The following is a 21,098-nucleotide window of genomic DNA, read 5'->3' on the forward strand; positions in this document are numbered from 1 at the left end:
GCCCAGACGTGTATTTTTATCAGAAAGAAACCATCATGTTCACCAAAATCCTGATCGCCAATCGTGGCGAAATCGCTTGCCGTGTTGCAGCTACCGCCCGCCGTATGGGGGTCAAGACAGTTGCGGTGTATTCCGAAGCGGATGCCAATGCCAAGCACGTAGCGGTTTGCGATGAGGCTATCCTGATCGGACCTGCGCCAGCCAAGGAAAGTTATCTGTGCGCCGACAAAATTATTCAAGTGGCGTTAGCGACTGGCGCGCAAGCGATACACCCGGGCTATGGTTTTCTTTCCGAGAACGCGGACTTTGCTGATGCCTGCGCCAAGGCTGGTCTGGTGTTTATCGGCCCGCCAGCTTCGGCGATACGCGCGATGGGTAGCAAGTCGGCCGCCAAGTCGCTGATGGAAAAAGCCAATGTGCCTTTAGTACCTGGCTACCATGGCGAGAATCAAGATGCCGATTTTTTGCAGATCGAAGCCGACCGTATCGGTTATCCGGTCTTGCTCAAAGCCAGTGCCGGCGGTGGTGGCAAGGGCATGCGCGTGATCGAGCAAAGTCTCGATTTCAAAGCGGCTTTAGCGTCCTGCAAGCGCGAAGCGATCAGTTCGTTTGGCGACGACAAAGTTTTGGCAGAAAAATATCTGCAGCGTCCGCGCCATATCGAAATCCAGGTGTTTGCCGATACCCACGGTGATTGCGTGTATTTGTTCGAGCGCGACTGCTCGGTACAGCGCCGCCATCAAAAAGTATTAGAAGAAGCCCCGGCTCCCGGCATGCCGCCAGAGCGTCGCGCCGCCATGGGCGAAGCGGCAGTGGCGGCCGCCAAAGCAGTTGGTTACGTAGGTGCCGGTACAGTAGAGTTCATCGCCAATCAAGACGGCTCTTTCTATTTCATGGAGATGAACACCCGCCTGCAAGTTGAGCATCCGGTGACAGAAATGATCACAGGTACCGATCTGGTCGAATGGCAATTGCGCGTCGCTTCCGGTGAAAAACTGCCTTTGCAACAGTCAGAACTGAAGATCCACGGACATGCCATCGAAGCGCGCGTGTATGCGGAAAATCCAGAAAAAGGTTTCCTGCCATCGATAGGTACTTTACGCCATGCGCGCACGCCAGCTGCGGTGAATTTTGAACTTGGTGGTAGCGCTGATCCTGCAGCTTTCCGCATCGACAGCGGTGTACGCGAAGGCGATAGCATTTCACCGTTTTACGATCCTATGATCGCCAAGATGATTGTCTGGGGCAAGGACAGAACAGAGGCGCTGGCACGGATGGCGCAAGCCTTGTCGCAGTATCAGATCGTTGGCTTGTCATCGAATATCGCTTTCCTCAAGCGTCTGATCGAGAGCACGGCATTCTCCGGCGCGGATCTCGACACCGGCCTGATCGAGCGCAATCAAGACCAGCTGTTCCCTGAGCAGGTGCCAGCATCATTGGCCGTGCTGTCGCTGGCCAGCGTGGCCCTATTGTTGTCCGAGAAAAAATCCGGTGATGACCCATGGCAAAGCAGCCAGGGCTGGCGCATGAATAGCAATCCGCAACGTGCCCTGCAGTTTGATGAAGAGGCACAGGGGCATCAAGTGCAAGTGACTTATCTGGAGCACAGCTGGCAAGTGCAGGCCGGTACGGCAAGCGCATTAGTGACGCTGGCCAAGGCCGAGGGCAGCGATATCACGCTCAAAATAGGTGAGCAGACCGTGCAGGGCACGGTAGTGCGTGATGGGGAGTATTTCCATGTGTTTAGCCAGGGTGCGCACACCAATCTGCATTACAAAGACGCGCTGGCGCATGCCGGTGAAGCCGAAGCCGAAGGCGGTCGCCTGACCGCACCTATGCCGGGCAAGATAGTCGCGGTGATGGTGCAAGCCGGACAAGAAGTGAAAAAAGGCGATGCGCTGGTGATCATGGAGGCCATGAAAATGGAGCACACGATAGCCGCACCGCACGAAGGCGTGGTCGATGAAGTGCTGTACGCGATCGGCGATCAAGTCACCGAAGGTGCACCGTTGCTGAGCTTTAAGCAAGACTAGTGCGGTTTTGGATGCGCTCTTCCGTTAGGCTGAGCGTAATTCATCAATTCTATCGCCAATCAGGAATTAGCTGAGGAAATTCACATGCAAAGCGCATTGCCACAACAAGTAAAAATCGTCGAAGTGGGGCCGCGCGATGGCCTGCAAAACGAGAAAGAAACGATACCTGCCGAGATCAAGATCGCCTTGGTCGATAGACTGACAGCAGCTGGTTTTGCCAACATCGAGGCGGCGTCTTTCGTCTCGCCAAAATGGGTGCCGCAGATGGCAACTTCCGCTGAAGTGATGGCGGGCATACAGCGTAAAGCAGGTGTGATCTATTCGGTGCTGACACCGAATATGAAGGGCTTTGAAGCCGCGTTGGCGGCCGGTGCCGATGAGGTGGTGATCTTTAGCTCAGCCTCGGAAGCTTTCGCTCAGAAAAATATCAATTGCTCGATTACCGAATCGATACAACGGTTTCAAGAAGTCGCTGCCGCCGCTAAACTCAACAATATCCGTCTGCGCGGTAGTATCAGTTGCGCCTTCGGTTGCCCCTATCAAGGCGAGGTCGACCCCGCCAGCGTCGCTGATGTGGTGAAGCGTCTGCGCGATCTGGGTTGCGATGAGATTGATATCGCCGACACTATAGGCGTCGGTACTGCATTGCAGGTGCAACAGGTGATGCAATTGGTGGCGCAAGATTTCCCTATCGCCAGTTTATCGGGACATTTTCACGATACCTATGGTCAGGCGCTGGCGAATATTTATGCCAGTTTGGAAGTCGGTATCTCGATTTTTCATTCCTCGGTAGCTGGCCTGGGCGGCTGCCCTTACGCCAAGGGCGCGACCGGCAATGTCGCGACCGAAGACGTGCTGTTTCTGCTGCAAGGTCTGGGGATACAGACGGGGATTAATTTGGATGCGGTAGTCGACGCCGGCCAGTTTATCGCTACCCATTTGGGACGCAAGGCTGTCAGTCGTGCTGGTAATGCCCTGGCTGCAAAACGTCTGGGCTGAGTTGCTTAAGACGCGCTGCGGATAATCGAAATACTAAGATCCGCAGCAGCTAGCCGCAATGTAGACGCGCCTGTTGGCAGCATATTGGTCTACAGCCCTCATGGAATATGCGCCTTCCATTTTTAGAAGTTCGCTTTTAAGCTGGCTGACACCGTGGCTTATTCGCCGAGTAAATCTAGCGATTGCAACCAGTTTTCGCGCCACTCTAACAGGCTATCTTGTTCTTCAAATGCACGCGTTAAACGTGCCATCGGCACCCGGTAGCTGTCGTTTAATCCTAGCGCCAGAGTCACCGGATTCCACAGCGTATTCTTTTTACTGCCGCGCGCATTTCCCTTGATTTTTGCGCCCTCGTCACCAAACACCCCGATTTCACTGGTGAGTGCTTTGTCTAGGTCGATCTTGAGCATGGCGGCAAACGCGTTTAATACTTGCTCTCGGTTGATGCCTTTTTGCGCGTCCTTCGGTTTTGCGGGTGCAGTTTTTTCTGCTTCAGGTGGCTTGTTTAAGGCATGCAGCAAACGCACGATCTCTTTCTTATAGAAGCGTAAATCGCTGAGCGGCCTGCGTATCCCGGGGGCTGGCAGTCGTACCGGAATTTTATCGGCGTCCTTGGTAAACGTGATGAGCACATCTTCACTGCCAGCAGCCAGTCGCTGGGTATCTTGTTCAAACATGATGGGGGCCGGATAGCCGCCATTAGCCTCGCCAAATAGTTCGGGATAGCTGGCGTCATAGTCTAGCCAGACGTGCGGGGTCAGACCTTGTGTTAACAAGCGGGCTAAGTTCCATGCGCTGTTGGTGTGCTGCTCTAACCAGGCGCAGCATTGTTCTGTGCTGGCGCGGTAGGGTAATTCTGTGATGGTCATTGCTACTTTCTGGTAATGCGGACTTATGCAAAACCGCCCCAGCGTCGTTGTATTCGCCTTGCCGTACGAAAGTACTGTCTTCGGCGTTACGTCTAGCTGGAACAATTTTGCATAAGTCCTAATATTGAGGAAAGAAGGCCAGCGCGGAGGCCGCTTTATGGTTTTTCAGCCGGACTGGCTTCCCACTCTTGGGCTAATTTTTTTGCTTCGGCAATTTCTTGTTTACTCATACTTTTTTCGGCATAACTGCGATACGACACGGCATCAGGATAGTCTGCAGCCAAAATCAACCATTTCATGGCTTCCACCAGATTTACCGTCACTGCCTTGCCCTTGAAGTACATCAGGCCGAGTTGATATTGGGCGCTGGCATTGCCTTGCTCCGCTGCTGCCAGAAACAGTTCATAAGCTTTGCGATAATCGCGCGGCGCGCCTATGCCAGAGACATACAATACGCCCAGGCTGTACTGGGCATCCGCATAGCCTTGCTCGGCGGATTTTTTAAACCAGGGTAGGGCCATGGCATAGCTGGCGACGACGCCTTGCCCTTTGGCATACATACGGCCCAGATTGAGTTGGGCGCGTGCATTGCCTTGTTCTGCCGCTTGCTGAAACAGGGCCATCGCCTTTGCGTAATCCTGAGCTAGCCCTTCACCCTTGAGTAGCATCAAGCCCAGATTGAACTGGGCATCGGCTTTGCCCTTGTCGGCAGCTTTTTGAAATGCGGCAGCAGCGGCAGGGTAATCTTCTTCTGCATACCAGGCGACGCCGTCGGAAAAATCATCGGCCAGGCAAGTCGTTGCCGACAGCATGAACGCCAGTATCAACAGCGGTTTTAAATAAGGAAACATACGTCTGCCTTTCTGGTGATGGACGAATGACGATGCTAGCGCTGTACGCGCTTGATTATCCCTATTTTAGTCTGCTTTGCCGCATTTTTGCGTTTGAGCGCTTTCAGTAGCCGCGCAGACTATCGACGCTGGTCGGCAATTGCCCGGTTTTTCTATAATGCGCAATGTTGCCGGCCACGATGGCTGCTGCCGTTGTCAGATCAGTGGGGGCTGAGATATGCGGCAATACTGTTACCTGCGGGTGCTGCCAATATGCTTGCTCAGGTGGCAGCGGCTCCTGACTGAAGACATCGAGTACCGCATGGCTAAGCTGCTGGCTGTCCAGGGCTTCCAATAATGCGGCATCCTCGACGATGGCGCCACGCGCAAAATTGATCAGTGCCGCACCCTTGGGTAGAAAGGCTAAGGTGGCGGCATTGAGCAAACCCCTAGTATCGGCGGTCAGGGGTAGCAGGCATACTAGAATATCGGTCTGGCTTAACATCTGTGGCAACTCGGCGCTGCCGCCGTAACAACTGACGTGTTCGATACTCTTCTTACTGCGGCTCCAGCCATTCACTTTAAAACCCGCGGCTAGCAAGCGTAGCGCCGCCGCTTCACCCAAGGCACCCAGACCGAGCAGGCTCACAGTCTTGTCTTGCGGTTTGATGTAGTCACGCGGCTGCCACACATTTTGTCTTTGCTGACGGGCGTAGGCCGGCATGTCCCGGTGCAGATACAGTACCCAGGCCAGTACCGCCTCGGCCATGGTGTCGGCCAGTTGCGGATCGACCAGTCGCACAATTTTCAAGTCGCTAGTCCCGAGGTCGGCAAGCAGGCGCTCAACGCCGGCCCAGACGCTGTGCAGCCAAACCAGTTGCGGTAAGCGAAGGATGTCGGCGGGATCAGGATTGGCAACGATCGCCATTTGGCAGCTCTGCCTTTGTTGCTCGTTTAATGAGCTGAAGGCGACGATCTGCTCTTGCGGAATGGCCTGTTGCAGTGCGTTGATCCATTGCCCGGTTTTGGCGTAATCGGCGGTCGCGATGAATGGGATGGGGGGCTTAGTGTAAGTAGCGATCATCGTGCCAACACGCCACTGGAAAATCCGCTAAAAAAATTGAAAAACAGATGACTCAATACCTGCATAGTACGCCCCTGAAAACAGCTAAAAAGCTGACTGAAAAATTGATGCGCCTTAAGCGCGCCGATCATGAAGATCTGCATGCTTAAGGCTACCCGATTTTTCAGTTCAGGTGTTAGTGCCGAGGGACTTTTTGCCTAGCTTTGCTATTACAGCGTCAATACGGCATGAGCTTCATCACTGCATTGAGACCATCGCTTAAGGAAATCTCGAAACTGCCTCCGGCCATGCCCGTTTGCAAAGGCAGATCCATTTTGCCGCCACTGGCGTGTAAGCTCAGCATGCTGCGTTTGCCGTCTGCGCTAATATGCACTGCGCTCATCCATGGGTAAGCATGATGGTCCCAGTGTACTTGCAGACTGTTGCCTTGTCGCTTGATGCTGGCAAATTCGCCATTGCTCCAGTGCGTAGCGGCCAGTATGTTGCCGGCTGCCTTCAGTGATTTCGCTTGCATCCGGGCTTGTGATGGCAAGGCCTTACCGTCCTTGAGCACATCCATGCTGGCGATATTTGCGACCGCTGGCAACACCACTGCGATACGCAACGCATTGTCGTGATCGCTTACTATTTCGGAAAACCGTCGCAGGACGACGCTGCCGTCGTGGCTGATGATACGCAATTGGTAGTCGCCTTTTTCAGCACTGGCCTGATGTCTGGTTCCTAGCAGATGTACTGGTTCCAGATTAACACTTCCGTTGACGGTGATACTGCCGCTGACTAGCATCATGCGCTGACTCGAGACCGGCGCAATCTGCATCTGCTCAGCTGCTGCGATGGCCTGTGGCCCGTAGCTGTTCTTACCCTGAATGTAGCGCGCCATTTTATGGTAACTATACTCGGAGAACCAGAGCCCGCTGCAATACGCCATGATGTCGGTATTGCGGCTGCCAAGTGCTCCCGGTGTTTCTAGTGTACTGGCGGCCTGGTTGTAGAGCGGTACTTCGCTCAATTGTGCGGTATCGGAGTTAGCCCAGGCCAGCGGCAAACTGGTGAAAAACGGATCAAATCTGGCGACTCCGCCACACGGGGCATGTGACAGGCTTAAAGTGTGGCCAAGTTCATGAATCATGGTCCGATTAAGCGAACTGAAGTCGGCATCATCGCGCATGTCCAGACCGATAGCCGTGGGGCCGCCCACATAGCCGATACCGGCAGTGCTGCTCCATTTGATATTCGGTACGAAGCCGTAATAGTGGCCATCCGCGTTTTCGCTGATGCGCAAGGTGTTAACCAGACCCAATACCTGGCTCCATTGATCGCTGCCGCTGCCTGTGCTGGTCAGACTGTCATCCCAGGTGCCGCTAGGCGTCCATTCAGCATGCAGGCTTATTTGCACATTGGTAAACGGCATGGTGCGTCTAACCGCAGTAGTGACATCGGTGCTGGATGGCATCTGTGCCGTATTCGCGTTGATCTTCAAGGGAATTAGCGTCAGCTTGAGAGTATTGCGGTCATTCACGACAGGTAGGCTGTTGAGCGTTTGTCCATCGGAGGTGCGTACATCAATTTGCATACCGGTTTTGACCAGCGCCGCAGGCAAGGTAGCATTACAAGTCTGGGCCAATGTGTAGGACGGCGTTACGGTGCCGCTGTCCACAGGCAATGCGACAGGGCAAGTCATGGCTATTTCAGTGGCACTGCCTCGTACCGAGAGCAAAACTTGGGGCGCATGCTTGTCGCTGGCACTGATAGCGTACAAGTAGGCACGCACCAGCACATCGCGTCCTGGTACCAGGATCTGGTAGGTGCTACCAGGCCGTTGCGCCAGGACTTGTGCGACGTCAATCGCACGCAAGCGTGTCGATGCCAGATTTTTTGCCACAGTCAGGGTGTAACTCGCGACGCCAGCGGTATATAAAGTGGTGGGCAGGCTGGCAGAGATGGTTGCGGTTCCGGGCTGCAGCGCTGTAACCGCGCCGGTCGTGGCATTGACTTGAGCGACAGCCGTGTTACTACTGCTGTAGCGGATAGTGCTGGTGCTAATGGTGTTCGTCGCGCTATTTTTGGCCGTGGCACGTTGTGCCATGTCATTGGTAATATCGGTGAGCATGGTTTGTGCTGCGTTGGCAAAACTCAGGGTCGCTGGCGTCAGGCAATTTAGCAGGATGCTGACGTCGCCGCCGCTGGCGGTGCTTACCCGGCCGTTAGGCGTGGCACTGCAAGTTTGGCCGTTGGCTGGTTGCGCATTGATGCTGGCGCCATACTGCTGGCCAGTTTCTACCGTGGTACCGCTGGTGACGCTACCATTGCTGCTGATAGTTTCTGTTCTCTTTACCCACCTACCATTTTCATAGCCATCCATGCTGATTGCCACATTGCCGTTGAGGCTGGTATCGAGGCCACTGACATTGAGCACGATTTTGTTGGCGGTATTGATTTTAACGATGGTCGCACCGCTCGCAGCAGAACATCCGCTGACGTTGCAAGCCTGCACGGTATAGCTGTAAGAGACTGCGGAGCTCAGGCCGCTATCTAAGAATCTGACGGCAGTAAGCGCATTGCCGCCTATCGCAAGATTGTTACGCATGAGTACATAACGGCTGGCACCGTTGACTGCTGTCCAGGAGATATTGACGCTGTCGGCCCCGGCAACCACGGCTGTCGGGAGGGCAGGCACTGCGGGAACTGGGGTTGCCGGCGGAGTGACTGGTGGAGTAACTGGTGGAGTAACAGGTGGAGTAACAGGTGGCGTCGGCAGTGCTGTGGTGTTGGCAGTGAAAGACTCGCTCCAATCCGAGCAGCCGGCGCTGTTGCAGGCCTGTACACGGTAGGTATAGCTAGTCGCTGCTGACAATCCGGTATCGGTGTAAGTCGTTTGCGTCAGTTGCGCACCATTGGCGATTTCCCAGCCATCATTTCTTTGTAGTCGATAGCCAGTAGCCCCGTTAACACTGGACCAGCTAAAGCTGATTTGCTTGTCATTAGCCATCAGCAGAGTTGGCGCATTGGCACGGGCTGGCAGGGCTAAGGCCTTCGCCAGAGTCTTGGCTTTGACCTCAAAACCAGCTGAGCAGGCGTTACCCATACAGGATTTTAAGGAATACACGTAGTTCGTCGCTGGTATCAGACCACTATCCGTAAAACTGGTCTGGTCGCTACGTTTAAGCAATTGTGGTGTGGCATCCGCGCCGCTAGCTCCGGCTATACTGCGCCATATTTCATAGCTACTTGCCCCAACGACGGGCTGCCAACTCAAGGCTACTGTCGATTCTGAGGTAATCGCCGTGTTGACAGCAGAAATGGCAGCCGGTGGGGTAGACGGGCTTCCAATTGGTGACAGTGTCGATCCGCCACCACCGCCACCACAAGCGGCCAGCAAGAGTGTGTAAAAAAAGAGAGTAATTTTCTTATTGTTCATGCATTTTTCTAAATAAACTATGAGTCGGTACAAATAAAACGCAAAGCTGCCGTGAATTCAAGATTTTTAGACTTGAAACGGCAGCTTTATTGCTTACTGGTATTACGTTGCGCCGTATCATAGCGTGTTCAGGCATCGCCCAAAAGGCAAAAAATGTAAGAAGATGTAATGGCACGCACAAGTAGGTGGGAAGCGGCAATTAGCGCGTAATACGATGAAATAGCAGTCAATTTATGGACAGTTAGCACAGTTGAGCTTAGTTTTAACAGCGCTGGACGAAGCAGCTATAATGCGGCTCTAGATGAAAGGATTTATTATGAAAATGCGTACTAAACGTCGTCACCACAACTATCGTTGTGTTTATAATCATCAATTGAGCTTGGTGTTGGAAGCCGCTTTTGCAGAATTTAAAGAAAATTTTGCCGAGCAAGGCGGTTCTTTGAATAGCTCTTTTGACTCTGTCATGCAATTGGGTGACAGCTATAGGCACTTCAAAAAATATGCCATGCGTTTTGTGGTAGCGCACTAAGATTGTTGCGGGCCATCTCGTTGCATGCGGTATTTGCTGCGGATGGCTTTGTATTTGTACCAATAACCGTACAAGCCCATGTCAATTGTCGTGTTAACCTAAAAATGAAAATTTTCGCCCTGCTCTTGACTATGTTTTGTCATTGTTTTTGCCAGGCGTCATCGCTATCGCCTAGCACTACCCAGGAGATCGCACAGCTGTTTTCCTACCTCGAAAATTCAGCGTGCCAATTACAGCGCAACGGCACTTGGTATGATGCCAAAGCCGCTTCTGCCCATCTGCAAAAAAAATATCAGTATTTACTCGATAAAAATCTCATCGTTTCCAGCGAATCGTTTATACAACAAGCTGCCACAGCCAGCAGCATGAGCGGCAACGCCTATCAAGTAAAATGCCCTAATGCCGCTATCGTCGATAGCGCTAGCTGGTTTCGTAATGAATTAATCAGGTATCGGCTGTCTGCACACAAATAATGATGAAGATTTTTTAATGCCTAGGGATTTTTAACCGTCTTTTGACGTTTTCATGAGTCAATTCCTTGTGACGGAAAACGAACAAAGATTTCAGCCTGATGTGCTGCGGCTTTCCTTGTTTTCGCTTCTGTGGCATAGTTTCTGTTTGGCAATTTTAATTGCCAATTGGGACTTAGGTAAAATTGATACTGCCAGGCCACCGTCGAATACAGTACTTCTGTACGGCGAGACGGATACAACGACACTGGGGCGGTTTGGTGTAAATCTTACCCAGGTCTGATTAAATTGAAATAAGATGGACATTACTGAGCGTACGCCTTGGACCAACTAGCCTATACCCATTTAGTTCGCCGACTGGAACACGATTCCAATTTTCATCCCGCCGCCTTCCGTAGCAAAGTCTTGCTGGTCAGCGCGAGTGCCTATCTGGCCCTGTTTGGTGTGCTGATCGCGATCGCCACAATGTTGTATTTGGGATTTCACTGGGCTCAAAGCCACCACAATACCTACAATATGCTGCGTTTTGGGGTGTTCGCCCTGATTATGTTACCGATTTTTTGGGTGGTATTTCGCAGCTTTTTCATGCGTCTGCCAGCACCGGAAGGGCGTCCGATTACGCGTGAAGAAGCGCCCAAATTGTTTGAAACGCTGGACAAAATACGGCAGAAATTAAAGGGCCCAAAAATTCACCAGGTTTTAATCGACAGTGAATATAATGCTGCCATCTCGCAATTGCCGCGCTTCGGTTTGTTTGGTCCGCACACCAATTATCTGATACTCGGTTTGCCCTATTTGCTAGGTGTCACGCACAAAGAAATGCTGGCGACGGTGGCACATGAATACGGCCATCTGTGTGGTAATCATGGAAAACTGGGTGCTTGGGTATATCGCCAGCGCCGCACCTTCGGCGCGTTGTATGAGCAAGTGCGCGATAGCTCAGACGACAATTGGATACAGGCCGGCATGGCGCGGGCTTTGGGTAAGTTTATGCCTTATTACAATGCGTATACCTTCGTCTTATCGCGTCAGGACGAGTATGAGGCTGACCGTACCGCCAGCCAGATCGCCGGAGCCAGCGCAAATGCGAATGGCCTGGTACGTGATGCTTTGCTGGGACGCTGGGTACATCAGGATTTTTGGCCCAAGCTGTATCAACAGGCAGAGACGGCGATGCGCCCTAGCTTTATGCCATTTAGCGCAATGCGTATGGCGTTCAAAGCTAGTTATGAGCAATGGGCGACTGCCGAACGTCTGGTCGAAGCTCTGGCCGAAAAATCGAATTTGAACGATACCCATCCCGCCCTCAGCGAACGGGTAGAGGCGACCGGCCAGAAAGCGATCTTACCTAGCTGTATCGAGGTCAGTGCCGCCGATGTTTTACTTGGTGGCACCACTACCAAGACTCTGATTGCCGAATTTGATCAGGAATGGTGGAATAAAGAATCGAAAAAATGGGAGACACGCTGTAAGTATGTGTTTCGCTCCAAAGCGCGTCTGCAAGAATTGTCTGCACTCCCTTTGTCGCAAGTGGCGCTACTCGATTTGCAGGAGTTTGCCTTACTGATCGCCGAGTTCGATACCCCGCAGGCCGCCAAACCGGTGCTGGAGCACTTGCTTAAACAAGAGGGAGGACCATATCCTAAGGCGGCCTTTGTGTACGGACATATCTTGCTTGATGAAGATAATGGTCGAGGGCTAGAGCATCTGGAAAAAGCGGCGGCTAGTGATCGACGTCTGGTCGAGCAAGCCGCTCAACTAGGTTATGATTTTCTGTTGAAACATCAGGGCGAGTATGCGGCGCACGCCTGGTGGAAGAAAATCATGCCTGAGCAAGCTAGCGATTAATTTTACACTTTGAAAAATAAAATTGGCCTGCTCTGGCGCGCATATTCCATGCGCCTCTCCAGCATGCATGGCCTGTGAGGCGCATGGAATATGCGCGTCAGGCCGGTGGGCATTTAGCCAGCAGTTGATACAGGCGCACGAATAAAATCAGCGCCTTGAAATGCCCGCCTATACGCCGACGGCGATGTCTGCAAATGCTGGGAAAAGTGGCGTCGCAATAATAGCGCCGAGCCAAAGCCAGTGTCGCTGGCGATCTGTTCTATCGAATGCTGGCTGGTTTCTAGTTGACGCTGAGCCAGGGTCAATCTTTGATGCATTAACCAGAGCCCGACCGTGGTGCCTGTCAGTTTTTGGAAATTGCGGGTAAAGCTACGCCGGCTCATCAGGGCGCGCTCAGCGAGTTGATCCAGACTCTGGGTTTCGGCCAGATGCTTCAACATCCACTCCAGCACCTTAGATAAGCGCGTATCACTGGCCAGCGTTGGCAGGGGATGATCGATGTACTGCGCCTGTCCACCTTGCCGGTGTGGTGCCACCACCAGCCGGCGCGCTACATTTGCCGCCAACTCTGATCCATATTGGTCGCGCAGCAGGTGCAGACAACAGTCTATCCCGGCGGCGGTGCCAGCTGAAGTGATGACGTCACCATGGTCGACGTACAGTACATTCGGGTCCAGGCTAATCTGTGGAAAACGCCGCGCAAATTCGCCCGCCAGTGCCCAGTGAGTCGTGGCGCTACGGCCATCGAGCAGACCCGCATACGCCAGTACGAACGCCCCCAGACACAAACCTACCAGCCGCGCGCCGCGTTGGTGCGCCTTGCGCAAGGCTTGCAGCAAATATTCAGGTGGTACTGCCAAATCATCGCTCCAGGACGGCAGCACGATCATATCGGCTCGCTGTAGCGCTCTGATACCGTGTTTGGTCGTGATGCTAAAACCGGCGTTGGTCTGTATGGTATGCGGTGCACTAGTGCTCGCTAGCGCACAGACGCTGAGTTCGAAATGCGGCTGGCTTAGCTTGCCGTGACGCTCGCCAAATACCAGACAGGGCACTGATAAGTGAAACGGACTGATGCCGTCAAAGGCCAGTACCGCGATCTTAATCGGGGCATTTTTTGTAAGTGTAGACATGGCCTGATTGTATCGTTTATTGGCTATTGGGTCACTTTAATTATGCGCGCATATGGCTGAAAATAGAGCCCATAGACAGCAACAAGTCTTCATCCTAAAAGTGAGAAACTAATATGACTACGCCAACCAACTTGCCACCAAAACGCGCCCTGATCGTGATCGATGTACAAAACGAATATTTTAGTGGCGGCTTAATTTCCGACTATCCTAAGCCAGCCACGGTATTGGCGAATATAGGCTTGGCCATGGATGCCGCCCGCGCTGCTGGCGTACCGGTGTTGGTGGTGCAGCATACTGCTGCGCCAGGCGCGCCAATTTTTCAAAAAGGTCAACCAGAGTGGGAATTGCATGAAGTGGTAAAGGCTCGTCGGTTTGATCAGCTGATAGAAAAAACTCAAGACAGTGTCTTTGCCAAAACCGATTTCGTCGCATGGTTAGAAGAGCGCCAGATTGATACGCTCAGCATACTTGGTTACATGACGCAAAACTGCAATGCCGCCACGATTTATCAGGCGGCACGTCTAGGCTACACGGTAGAAATGCTGGGCGACGCCAGCGGTGCGGTGGCTTACCAAAACGCTGTAGGCAGTGCCAGCGCTGAAGAAATTCATCGCGTTTTTAGTGTGGTTTTTCATTCTAATGTGGCGGCAGTGTGTAGCACCGCAGAGTGGATAGAGTTGACTCACTCTGGCTTACCTAGTCCAAAAAGTAGCGTGCCGGCTTCCGCATTTGCGGCACGCCACCTCGCGTAATTTGGTGTGTTGCGCTTAGTTTCGCGGTTCCAAAAGATCGCCCGGCTAAGCGCGTATGTGCCAGGATGAGACCACGATCCCGGCAACGATTAAAGCGAAGGCCAGGACATGATACAGATGCGGTAATTCGCCCAGAAAGGCAGACGACATCAGTGCCGCAAACAGCGGCGTCAGGTTACTGAAAAATCCGGCTACGCTAGGTCCTGCGCGTTGTACGCCTGCACCCCAGCAGCGAAAGGCAATGATGGCAGGGCCGACTGCGACGAATAACAAGGCGGCACAAAGTGCCAGGCTCCAGCTGATGTGCGCGCTAGTAAGCGTCCATTCGCCAGCCGCAAACAAACCAGACCAGAGTACGCCAAAACCGATTTGCGCCAGCAAAAAAAACTGCCATTCATTTCTGATCGACGGTGGGTCTTTCGGCTGGGTCAGCAGCCAGCTATAAAATGACCAGGCGATGGTGGCGAAGATCATAAAAATATCTCCTGCCACCAACTTAAACGCCAGTAGTTGCCCCAGATCGCCACGGCTGAGTACCAATAAGACGCCGGCGATAGAAAGTATTGCTCCCAAAATTTGCTGAAGTTTTACTTTCAAACCGAAAAATAGATTGCCGACCAGCAGCATCCAGACCGGCATACCGGCAGCGACCAGTGTGACATTGATAGGGCTGGAGGTTTGCAGTGCCATATATTGCAAAGCGTTATATAGGCCTATTCCCAATAAACCTAATAGCGCAAAGCGTTTTCGATTTTCCCATAAACCGCTACCAGGCCGGAAAATTTTCCAGCCAAAAGGTAGAAGTATTAGAAAGGCGATCGCCCAGCGCAAAAAATTTAGTGTGATCGGCGGCACCATCTGGTGCACCAATCGCCCGACGATTGCATTGCCAGCCCACATCAATGGCGCAATGCTCAACAATGCAGCAGTCGATGGAGAAATTTTTTGTGTCATGCACAGCCTAAATCAATTGATCCATTGATGATTTTTATTCTGGATTACGAAATTCGTTTTCTATCCATGCGGTGGCGCTGGCCTTGCTGAATTTAAATCCAGCCGATACGCGTACTTGGGCTAGTTCGACATTAGCGGCATCGAAAGCGCTGAGTAAGGCGTAGGGATTATCTTCGTCCGGTACGATATCGAGATTCACACGAAAATCGGCATCTGCTAAATTGACGAACAACGCCTTATGCAAAGTAGCGTGCAGGGCCTGCTCGTGCCGGCGCAATACTTCTGACGCGGTCTTTACCAGCGTGCGAAAGGCAGTGCCGTCTAAAGGTTTAGGGTTTTTTTTGTCGCGCCCCATGGTCCAAGGGCCGACCAATGCCGGCTCAGGTTCACCATCTTTGATCATCGCTACCGCCCAGCCTTCATCGTCTTCATTTTTGATGACGCGCGCAGTCCAGCCCTTGTCGCTCCACAGACGTGGTTCCTGTATGCATTTATCGTTCGCATCTTCGGGGAAATCTTCGGACACATTGTCATTAGTAAGGGGATTCACGGACATTCACTTTCAAAATGGTCATCTTTTCTACTGCTAGGCCTGTATGCTAATCGAAATTGCTTGTAGCCGTATCTTAAACAGTGTGAATCGTGATTTTATGTCCACGTAAACAGCAAAAATCCGGCCTCATAAGGGCCGGATTTTTGCTGTTTTTATTTATCTAAAGCATCGCTAATGCGACATTTTATTTAGTCACAGGTGCTGCTTTTACGGCGGTGGTTGCTGCCGGTGTTGCGCTGGTCATAGGTGCTGCATCAGTTGGCGCTGCTTTGCTTTTCTTGCTATGTTTTTTCGACGTTTTTTTCGCTGTCGGTGCGACTTCCTTGACCGCTGGCGCTGTTGTAGCAGCTGGAGTTGCTGCTACAGCAGTTGTGGCGACCGTTGCAGGTGCGGCAGCTTTAGCTGGAGTAGCAGGAGTTTGGGCGAACGCAGTACCCATAGCGAAGGTAGCAGCAACGAGAGTGGCGATCAGCTTATTCATGGTAGGTCCGTTTCTTTATGAGTCGTCGTAGACAATTTCTACGTACTCCTATAACGCGAGCCTTCTGATTTCTGTTGACAGTAAAAACGAATAAATTTGAATTTAATTTTCATCGAAAAATACCAATAGAAATAAAAGCAAAGCGTACATTTTTTACCCACCAAAAGTGCAGAAAATTTTACCCAAATTCATGCAGTGTTACTGCGCTTAATCGCCGGCATTGACGCTGCCTATGCCCTCTACCGATTTACTCACAGAATGCGGTTTTCCATAGTAAGTTAAGGAACCTATTCCTTGTACTGATGCCTTCAATCTTTCGCTGGCATACACCTTGACTGCGCCTACGCCTTCCAGACTAACATCGGCTTGTTCGGTGATCAGATTTTTCGTGTCTACCAAGCCCACACCCTTTGCTTTCAAGGACAGAAATTTTACTTTTCCTTTGGCCTTGAGCATGCCCGCACCTTCATAAAAAATATCCAGCCGCTCACCCGCTGCATTGTTAATGCTGCTGCTACCAGCGCCTTCCATTTTGAATCGATTTAATTCAGGTACGGTAATGAGGACTTGCGTGTTGTCAGAAATTTTAATCGAATTTTTTTCTAGGCTCGTGATCACCAATTCATCGCCCACCACTTCGGTACTGACGCTCGCAATAAATTTTGCATCTCCCTTGACCAGGACAGATTGCGTTTTTCCGACCTCGACCACCAGCGTCATCGCACTTTTACTTTTGATGTTTTTAAAGGCTGGTAAATTACGATTTTGTTCTTCGGCGTGAGCGGCAAGGCTCAGCATGATGACGGAAGTAAAAAGGGCGCTGCGGGCGAAATTTTTCATCTGTATCTCCTGGGTATTTTTCGGTATGAGCGGGACTTACTAAGACTGCATTATGCGTGCGCTAGCCTTAGGATGGCGTACTGTTTGCGATGAATGGCAGTTTCGCATGAGTCAAGCGCAAAAAAATCGATCAGAATGCAAAAAACGGCGCATGTAGCGCCGTTTTTTTAGGAACATCGAGGTTTATCGATACTTTGCGAAGCGCAAGATTACTTGGCTGGTGTCGCTGCTTTTACTTCTTCAGTTGCTGCTGCTTTTTTTTCTGGTGCCGGTGCTGGTTTGGCAGCATGTTTTGATTTTTTGCTCGATTTGACGGATGCCGGAGCTGCGCCTTTGGCATCGGCGGCTAATGCGGCAGTGCTGGCTGTCGCCGCTGCCGGAGCGGTTTTTGCTACGCTAGCCGAAGCGCTGGCTGCCGCAGGTGTTGCCGCTACTGCTGGCGTTGCTGGAGTCGCAGCAGTTTGTGCGAACGCTGTACCCATAGCGAAGGTAGCAGCAACGAGAGTGGCGATCAGCTTGTTCATATGTGGTCCTGTTCTGTAGTGAGTTTCAATGTCGCAGATAATTTCTGCGTACTCCCATAACGCAGGCAAGGAAAATTCTGTTGACAACAATTTTAAAAATAATTGAAATTATTTTTAAAATTGTTTTTGAGCTCGTTTTTAAAGTTTTTTAAAATTCAGACACTGTAGAAGCAACGACCGCACACATGCTGGTAGCGCTCATTGCCGCCGATATCAACTTGTTCGCCAGCCGTGACGCGCTTTCCCTGGCCGTCCATGCGGATGTTCATGGTGGCTTTTTTTCCGCAAGCGCAGATGTTTTTGAGTTCTTCGATATCATCGGCCAATGCCAGCAAATAGGCCGAACCAGGAAATGGTTCGCCCAGAAAATCACTGCGCAGACCGTAGCAAATCACCGGGATTCCGTGTACCTGCGCCAGTTGATGCAATTGCTTTACTTGTGCTGCGCTCAAAAACTGCGCCTCATCGAGTAGCACGCAATGGACGCGTTCACTGGTTTTTAAAAAATCATAATCGGCGTCGAACACCTCGGCATCGCGCTGCGGCCCTAAGCGTGAGGTGACCTTGCCGGCACCATAACGATGGTCGATGGCGGCCGTAAATAGCCGCACTTTCTGACCTTGTTCTTCATAGTTATGCGCCACTTGCAGCATGGCGGTGGATTTACCGGCATTCATTGCCGAGTATCGAAAATACAGTTTTGCCACGTCTATTCCTATACTAAAAACTACCCATCATCAGGATTTACGCAAAATTGTTCCAGTAAGCCGGATACATCGACGCTGGGGGGGCGTAAGCCCTCATTATTATGCGCGTAAGCGCGTCCATATCGGGGCGATCAGCGCAAATTTCAAGATCTTGAAACTTCAAAACAGCATCCCATATTCGTAACAGCAGATGCTCAAATGAGGTCTGCGGATCAGGTGTCCAGCTTTTGTCTGGCACTTTTTAAACATATCGCTTTAATTGATAAGGATATCATCATGCGTAATTTTGACTTTGCTCCACTGTATCGTTCCGCTATCGGCTTTGATCGTCTGGCGCATCTGTTTAATGAGGCACAAGGTGCCGACACTAGCCCTAGCTACCCGCCTTACAATATAGAATTGATTGCGGAAGATAAGTACCGCATTACGATGGCCTTAGCGGGGTTTGACCGGTCCGAACTGGAAATCGAGAGCGAGCGCGACCTACTGAAAATAGTCGGTCGCCGCCAGAAGCAAGACGCCCAGGCTAGCTTCCTGCATCGCGGTATCGCCGCAAGGGATTTCGAACATAGTTTCCGTCTGGCGGATCATGTCAAGGTCATCGCTGCCAAAATGGAAAACGGTTTACTCAATATTGAATTGATACGTGAAATCCCCGAGGCGCACAAGCCACGCAAGATCATGATAGATGGTGATAATTTGCAATTGGTGCAGACGCAGAATGAAGCTCAGCCAGAACGCCAGGCGGCATAATTTTTAATAAAAAACGCGGACACAGGTCCGCGTTTTTTATTGTCGAAATGATTGTCGAGGTTACTGCGCCAAGCTTAACGGACTAAATTAGACGGCCCTACTTCGCGTATATCTTTAGTTCCGGTTAACGCCATGCTGACATCGAGTTCTTTGTGCAAGATCTCCAGCATCTTGGTCACGCCCGCTTCACCCATCGCCCCTAAACCATATAAAAAGGCCCGCCCAACCAGACTACCCTTGGCACCTAAAGCGGTGGCTTTGAGTATGTCCTGGCCGGTGCGTATGCCACCGTCAAACCAGACTTCGGTCTGATGCCCGACCGCGTCTACGATAGCCGGCAAGGCCTGTATCGACGAGATGGCACCATCGAGTTGACGGCCGCCATGGTTGCTCACCACGATGGCATCGGCACCGGCGGCGACCGCTAGTCTGGCGTCTTCGACATCGAGGATGCCCTTTAGTATGAGCTTGCCGCCCCATTCTTGTTTTATCCATGCCACGTCATCCCACGATAAGGTCGGGTCGAACTGGCTGGCAGTCCATTCGCTGAGCGTAACAATGCCACTGGCACCGCCTTTGATATGACCAGCCAGATTGCCGAAGGTTTTACGCCCCGCCAACGCACGCAGGGCCCAGCCCGGTTTGCAGGCCAGGTCGATCAGATTGGCGATGGTAAATTTTGGTGGGACTGACATCCCATTTTTTAAATCTTTATGGCGTTGCCCTAAAATTTGTAAATCTAGCGTCAGCATCAGTGCCGAACATCTGGCGGCCTTGGCGCGTTGTATCAATTCCCTGACAAAACCGCGGTCACGCATCACGTACAGTTGAAACCAGAAAGGTTTGCTGGTGACGCTGGCTACGTCTTCTATGGAGCAGATGCTCATGGTAGAGAGTGTAAATGGCACACCGAATTTTTCCGCCGCGATGGCTCCCAGCATTTCGCCATTCGCCCATTGCATGCCGGTCAGGCCAGTCGGCGCGATCGCTAGCGGCATTGTCACTTCTTGTCCTACCATGGTGGTGCGGGTAGAGCGCTGATCAACATTGATAGCCACCCGCTGGCGTAGCTTGATCGCCGCCAGATCGTCACTATTCGAGCGGTAGGTGCTTTCGGTGTAGGAGCCGCTGTCCGCGTAATCGTAAAATGCCTTAGGTACGCGCTTCTTGGCAAGTAAACGCAGATCTTCTACACAAGTAATGACGGGCATGGCGGTTACTCCAGAGAGTGAATTTTGATCTTTGAAGTGTAGAGCAAAAGCAAAATACGATGGGGGAAAACGTTTCAGCTTAAGCGTGAAGTTTTTTCAACGTGGTTTTTTGTGCGCACTGAAAATTATTGCGCAAAATGCTCAGTAATAAACTGACGCAGCCATTGGTTGCCCTGGTCCTGGTTAAAACGGCGGTGCCAGAAAATATTCGTTTGCAGCTCAGGCAAGCGCAATGGCGGCTTTACGTAGCGCAGATTAAATGGCAGGGCGGCGCTCTCTGCCAGTTTTTCTGGCACAGTAACAAGCAAATCATTGGTGCTGACAATATACGGGACCGCCACAAAATGCGGTACGCTAAAGTGCGAACTGGCTTGTATTCCGGCTTTTTCCAGCAGCTGATTGATTTTATCGTAGGGGCTCTCGGTAGACGCCACGATCAAGTGCTGTGCCGCCAGAAAATCTTTAGACGAAATGCTGGCAGCGGCCAGCGGATGCTCGCGCCGAAACAGGCAGACATAGTCTTGTGTGAATAGACGACGTTGGTACAGCGCTTCCGAGACCCCTTCAAAAGCACCTATCGCCAGATCTATCCTGCCCGTTTCCATTTCGGTTTTCAGATCGAGGTTATTGGCACGCAAGGTAGATAACTGTAGCTGCGGTGCAAACTGGCGGCATAACTGCATCAGTTTGGGCATAAAGTACAGTTCGCCGACATCAGTCATGGCGAGCGTGAAATGACGTTTGCTGCTGGTGGGGTCAAAGCTTTCCTGCCGGTTTAAGGCTAGCCGGATATTGGCCAGAGCACTGGCGATAGGCTCGGCCAATTGCTGCGCCAGAGGCGTCGGTTGCATGCCGGCGGCAGTGCGCACAAACAGCTCATCATCAAAGCTCTTGCGCAGGCGTGCCAAGGCATTGCTGACCGCCGGTTGCGACAGGCTGAGTTTCTTCGCTACGCTAGAGATCTGGCGCTCCTGAAACACTTCCTGAAACACCACCAGCAGGTTCAGGTCTATATCCTTGGGTTCTATCATGATTTAATTGCGACCATTATTGATATTGTGAATGTTCTACATTTATGTATTTATATCGCAAAAACAGCGGCGGTGCACT

Annotated in this window: 20 protein-coding genes; 7 read left to right on the forward strand and 13 right to left on the reverse strand. The window is 51.8% G+C overall.

Features of this window, described 5'->3' with window-relative positions:
* Positions 1–35: 35 nt before the first annotated feature.
* Together ACO0K8_RS21520 and ACO0K8_RS21525 are read left to right on the forward strand one after the other, a co-directional pair.
* The gene (locus ACO0K8_RS21520; protein WP_422948709.1) at positions 36–2,033 is read left to right on the forward strand and encodes an acetyl/propionyl/methylcrotonyl-CoA carboxylase subunit alpha; all 1,998 of its coding nucleotides are present in this window, start codon (positions 36–38) and stop codon (positions 2,031–2,033) included.
* Between the two features lie 84 nt (positions 2,034–2,117).
* A complete protein-coding gene (locus tag ACO0K8_RS21525) occupies positions 2,118–3,032 on the forward strand; it encodes a hydroxymethylglutaryl-CoA lyase (protein WP_422948710.1) in 915 nt (304 codons plus the stop codon).
* Between the two features lie 158 nt (positions 3,033–3,190).
* Here ACO0K8_RS21525 and ACO0K8_RS21530 read toward each other — a convergent pair whose 3' ends face one another.
* From ACO0K8_RS21530 to ACO0K8_RS21545, 4 genes are all read right to left on the reverse strand, one after another.
* The gene (locus ACO0K8_RS21530) at positions 3,191–3,901 is read right to left on the reverse strand and encodes a hypothetical protein (protein WP_422948711.1); all 711 of its coding nucleotides are present in this window, start codon (positions 3,899–3,901) and stop codon (positions 3,191–3,193) included.
* 155 nt (positions 3,902–4,056) lie between these two features.
* A complete protein-coding gene (locus ACO0K8_RS21535) occupies positions 4,057–4,752 on the reverse strand; it encodes a tetratricopeptide repeat protein (RefSeq protein ID WP_422948712.1) in 696 nt (231 codons plus the stop codon).
* Between the two features lie 103 nt (positions 4,753–4,855).
* Positions 4,856–5,815: a 2-hydroxyacid dehydrogenase gene (locus ACO0K8_RS21540; protein ID WP_422948713.1), complete on the reverse strand. Its 960-nt coding sequence runs from the start codon at positions 5,813–5,815 to the stop codon at positions 4,856–4,858.
* 217 nt (positions 5,816–6,032) lie between these two features.
* Positions 6,033–9,233 (reverse strand): fibronectin type III domain-containing protein, encoded by a 3,201-nt coding sequence (locus ACO0K8_RS21545; protein WP_422948714.1) that lies wholly within the window; start codon positions 9,231–9,233, stop codon positions 6,033–6,035.
* A gap of 316 nt (positions 9,234–9,549) precedes the next feature.
* Here ACO0K8_RS21545 and ACO0K8_RS21550 point away from each other — a divergent pair, with 316 nt between their 5' ends.
* From ACO0K8_RS21550 to ACO0K8_RS21560, 3 genes are all read left to right on the forward strand, one after another.
* Positions 9,550–9,762: a hypothetical protein gene (locus ACO0K8_RS21550; RefSeq protein WP_422948715.1), complete on the forward strand. Its 213-nt coding sequence runs from the start codon at positions 9,550–9,552 to the stop codon at positions 9,760–9,762.
* Between the two features lie 104 nt (positions 9,763–9,866).
* The gene (locus ACO0K8_RS21555; protein WP_422948716.1) at positions 9,867–10,235 is read left to right on the forward strand and encodes a DUF5329 domain-containing protein; all 369 of its coding nucleotides are present in this window, start codon (positions 9,867–9,869) and stop codon (positions 10,233–10,235) included.
* A gap of 318 nt (positions 10,236–10,553) precedes the next feature.
* Entirely contained in the window at positions 10,554–12,080 is a 1,527-nt protein-coding gene (locus ACO0K8_RS21560; protein WP_422948717.1) for a M48 family metallopeptidase, read from the forward strand.
* 113 nt (positions 12,081–12,193) lie between these two features.
* Here ACO0K8_RS21560 and ACO0K8_RS21565 read toward each other — a convergent pair whose 3' ends face one another.
* A complete protein-coding gene (locus ACO0K8_RS21565; RefSeq protein ID WP_422948718.1) occupies positions 12,194–13,213 on the reverse strand; it encodes a GlxA family transcriptional regulator in 1,020 nt (339 codons plus the stop codon).
* A 113-nt stretch (positions 13,214–13,326) separates the two neighbouring features.
* On the opposite strand from ACO0K8_RS21565, the gene ACO0K8_RS21570 reads away from it, so the two are divergent.
* Entirely contained in the window at positions 13,327–13,965 is a 639-nt protein-coding gene (locus tag ACO0K8_RS21570) for a cysteine hydrolase family protein (protein WP_422948719.1), read from the forward strand.
* 45 nt (positions 13,966–14,010) lie between these two features.
* Here the strand turns inward: ACO0K8_RS21570 and ACO0K8_RS21575 are convergent, their stop codons facing one another.
* The 6 genes from ACO0K8_RS21575 to ACO0K8_RS21600 all read right to left on the reverse strand — a co-directional run bounded on the left by ACO0K8_RS21575 (position 14,011) and on the right by ACO0K8_RS21600 (position 18,024).
* Positions 14,011–14,919 (reverse strand): DMT family transporter, encoded by a 909-nt coding sequence (locus tag ACO0K8_RS21575; RefSeq protein WP_422948720.1) that lies wholly within the window; start codon positions 14,917–14,919, stop codon positions 14,011–14,013.
* A 34-nt stretch (positions 14,920–14,953) separates the two neighbouring features.
* Positions 14,954–15,445, reverse strand: a complete 492-nt coding sequence (locus tag ACO0K8_RS21580) for a hypothetical protein (RefSeq protein WP_422948754.1) — start codon at positions 15,443–15,445, stop codon at positions 14,954–14,956.
* Positions 15,446–15,656: 211 nt separating this feature from the next.
* Positions 15,657–15,953: a hypothetical protein gene (locus ACO0K8_RS21585; RefSeq protein WP_422948721.1), complete on the reverse strand. Its 297-nt coding sequence runs from the start codon at positions 15,951–15,953 to the stop codon at positions 15,657–15,659.
* A 207-nt stretch (positions 15,954–16,160) separates the two neighbouring features.
* Complete coding sequence (locus tag ACO0K8_RS21590; protein ID WP_422948722.1) at positions 16,161–16,793, reverse strand: GIN domain-containing protein; 633 nt, start codon at positions 16,791–16,793, stop codon at positions 16,161–16,163.
* Between the two features lie 209 nt (positions 16,794–17,002).
* On the reverse strand, positions 17,003–17,317 hold the full coding sequence (locus ACO0K8_RS21595) for a hypothetical protein (protein WP_422948723.1): 315 nt from the start codon (positions 17,315–17,317) through the stop codon (positions 17,003–17,005).
* Positions 17,318–17,472: 155 nt separating this feature from the next.
* Positions 17,473–18,024, reverse strand: coding sequence for a thymidine kinase (locus ACO0K8_RS21600; protein ID WP_422948724.1), 552 nt, complete (start codon positions 18,022–18,024; stop codon positions 17,473–17,475).
* A gap of 276 nt (positions 18,025–18,300) precedes the next feature.
* On the opposite strand from ACO0K8_RS21600, the gene ACO0K8_RS21605 reads away from it, so the two are divergent.
* Complete coding sequence (locus ACO0K8_RS21605) at positions 18,301–18,777, forward strand: Hsp20 family protein (protein WP_422948725.1); 477 nt, start codon at positions 18,301–18,303, stop codon at positions 18,775–18,777.
* A gap of 74 nt (positions 18,778–18,851) precedes the next feature.
* Here ACO0K8_RS21605 and ACO0K8_RS21610 read toward each other — a convergent pair whose 3' ends face one another.
* Positions 18,852–19,988, reverse strand: coding sequence for an alpha-hydroxy acid oxidase (locus tag ACO0K8_RS21610; RefSeq protein ID WP_422948726.1), 1,137 nt, complete (start codon positions 19,986–19,988; stop codon positions 18,852–18,854).
* A gap of 125 nt (positions 19,989–20,113) precedes the next feature.
* Entirely contained in the window at positions 20,114–21,019 is a 906-nt protein-coding gene (locus ACO0K8_RS21615) for a LysR family transcriptional regulator (RefSeq protein WP_422948727.1), read from the reverse strand.
* Between the last annotated feature and the right edge of the window lie 79 nt (positions 21,020–21,098).

Source organism: Undibacterium sp. Ren11W (genome assembly GCF_049340485.1).
Classification (GTDB): Bacteria; Pseudomonadota; Gammaproteobacteria; order Burkholderiales; family Burkholderiaceae_D; genus Undibacterium.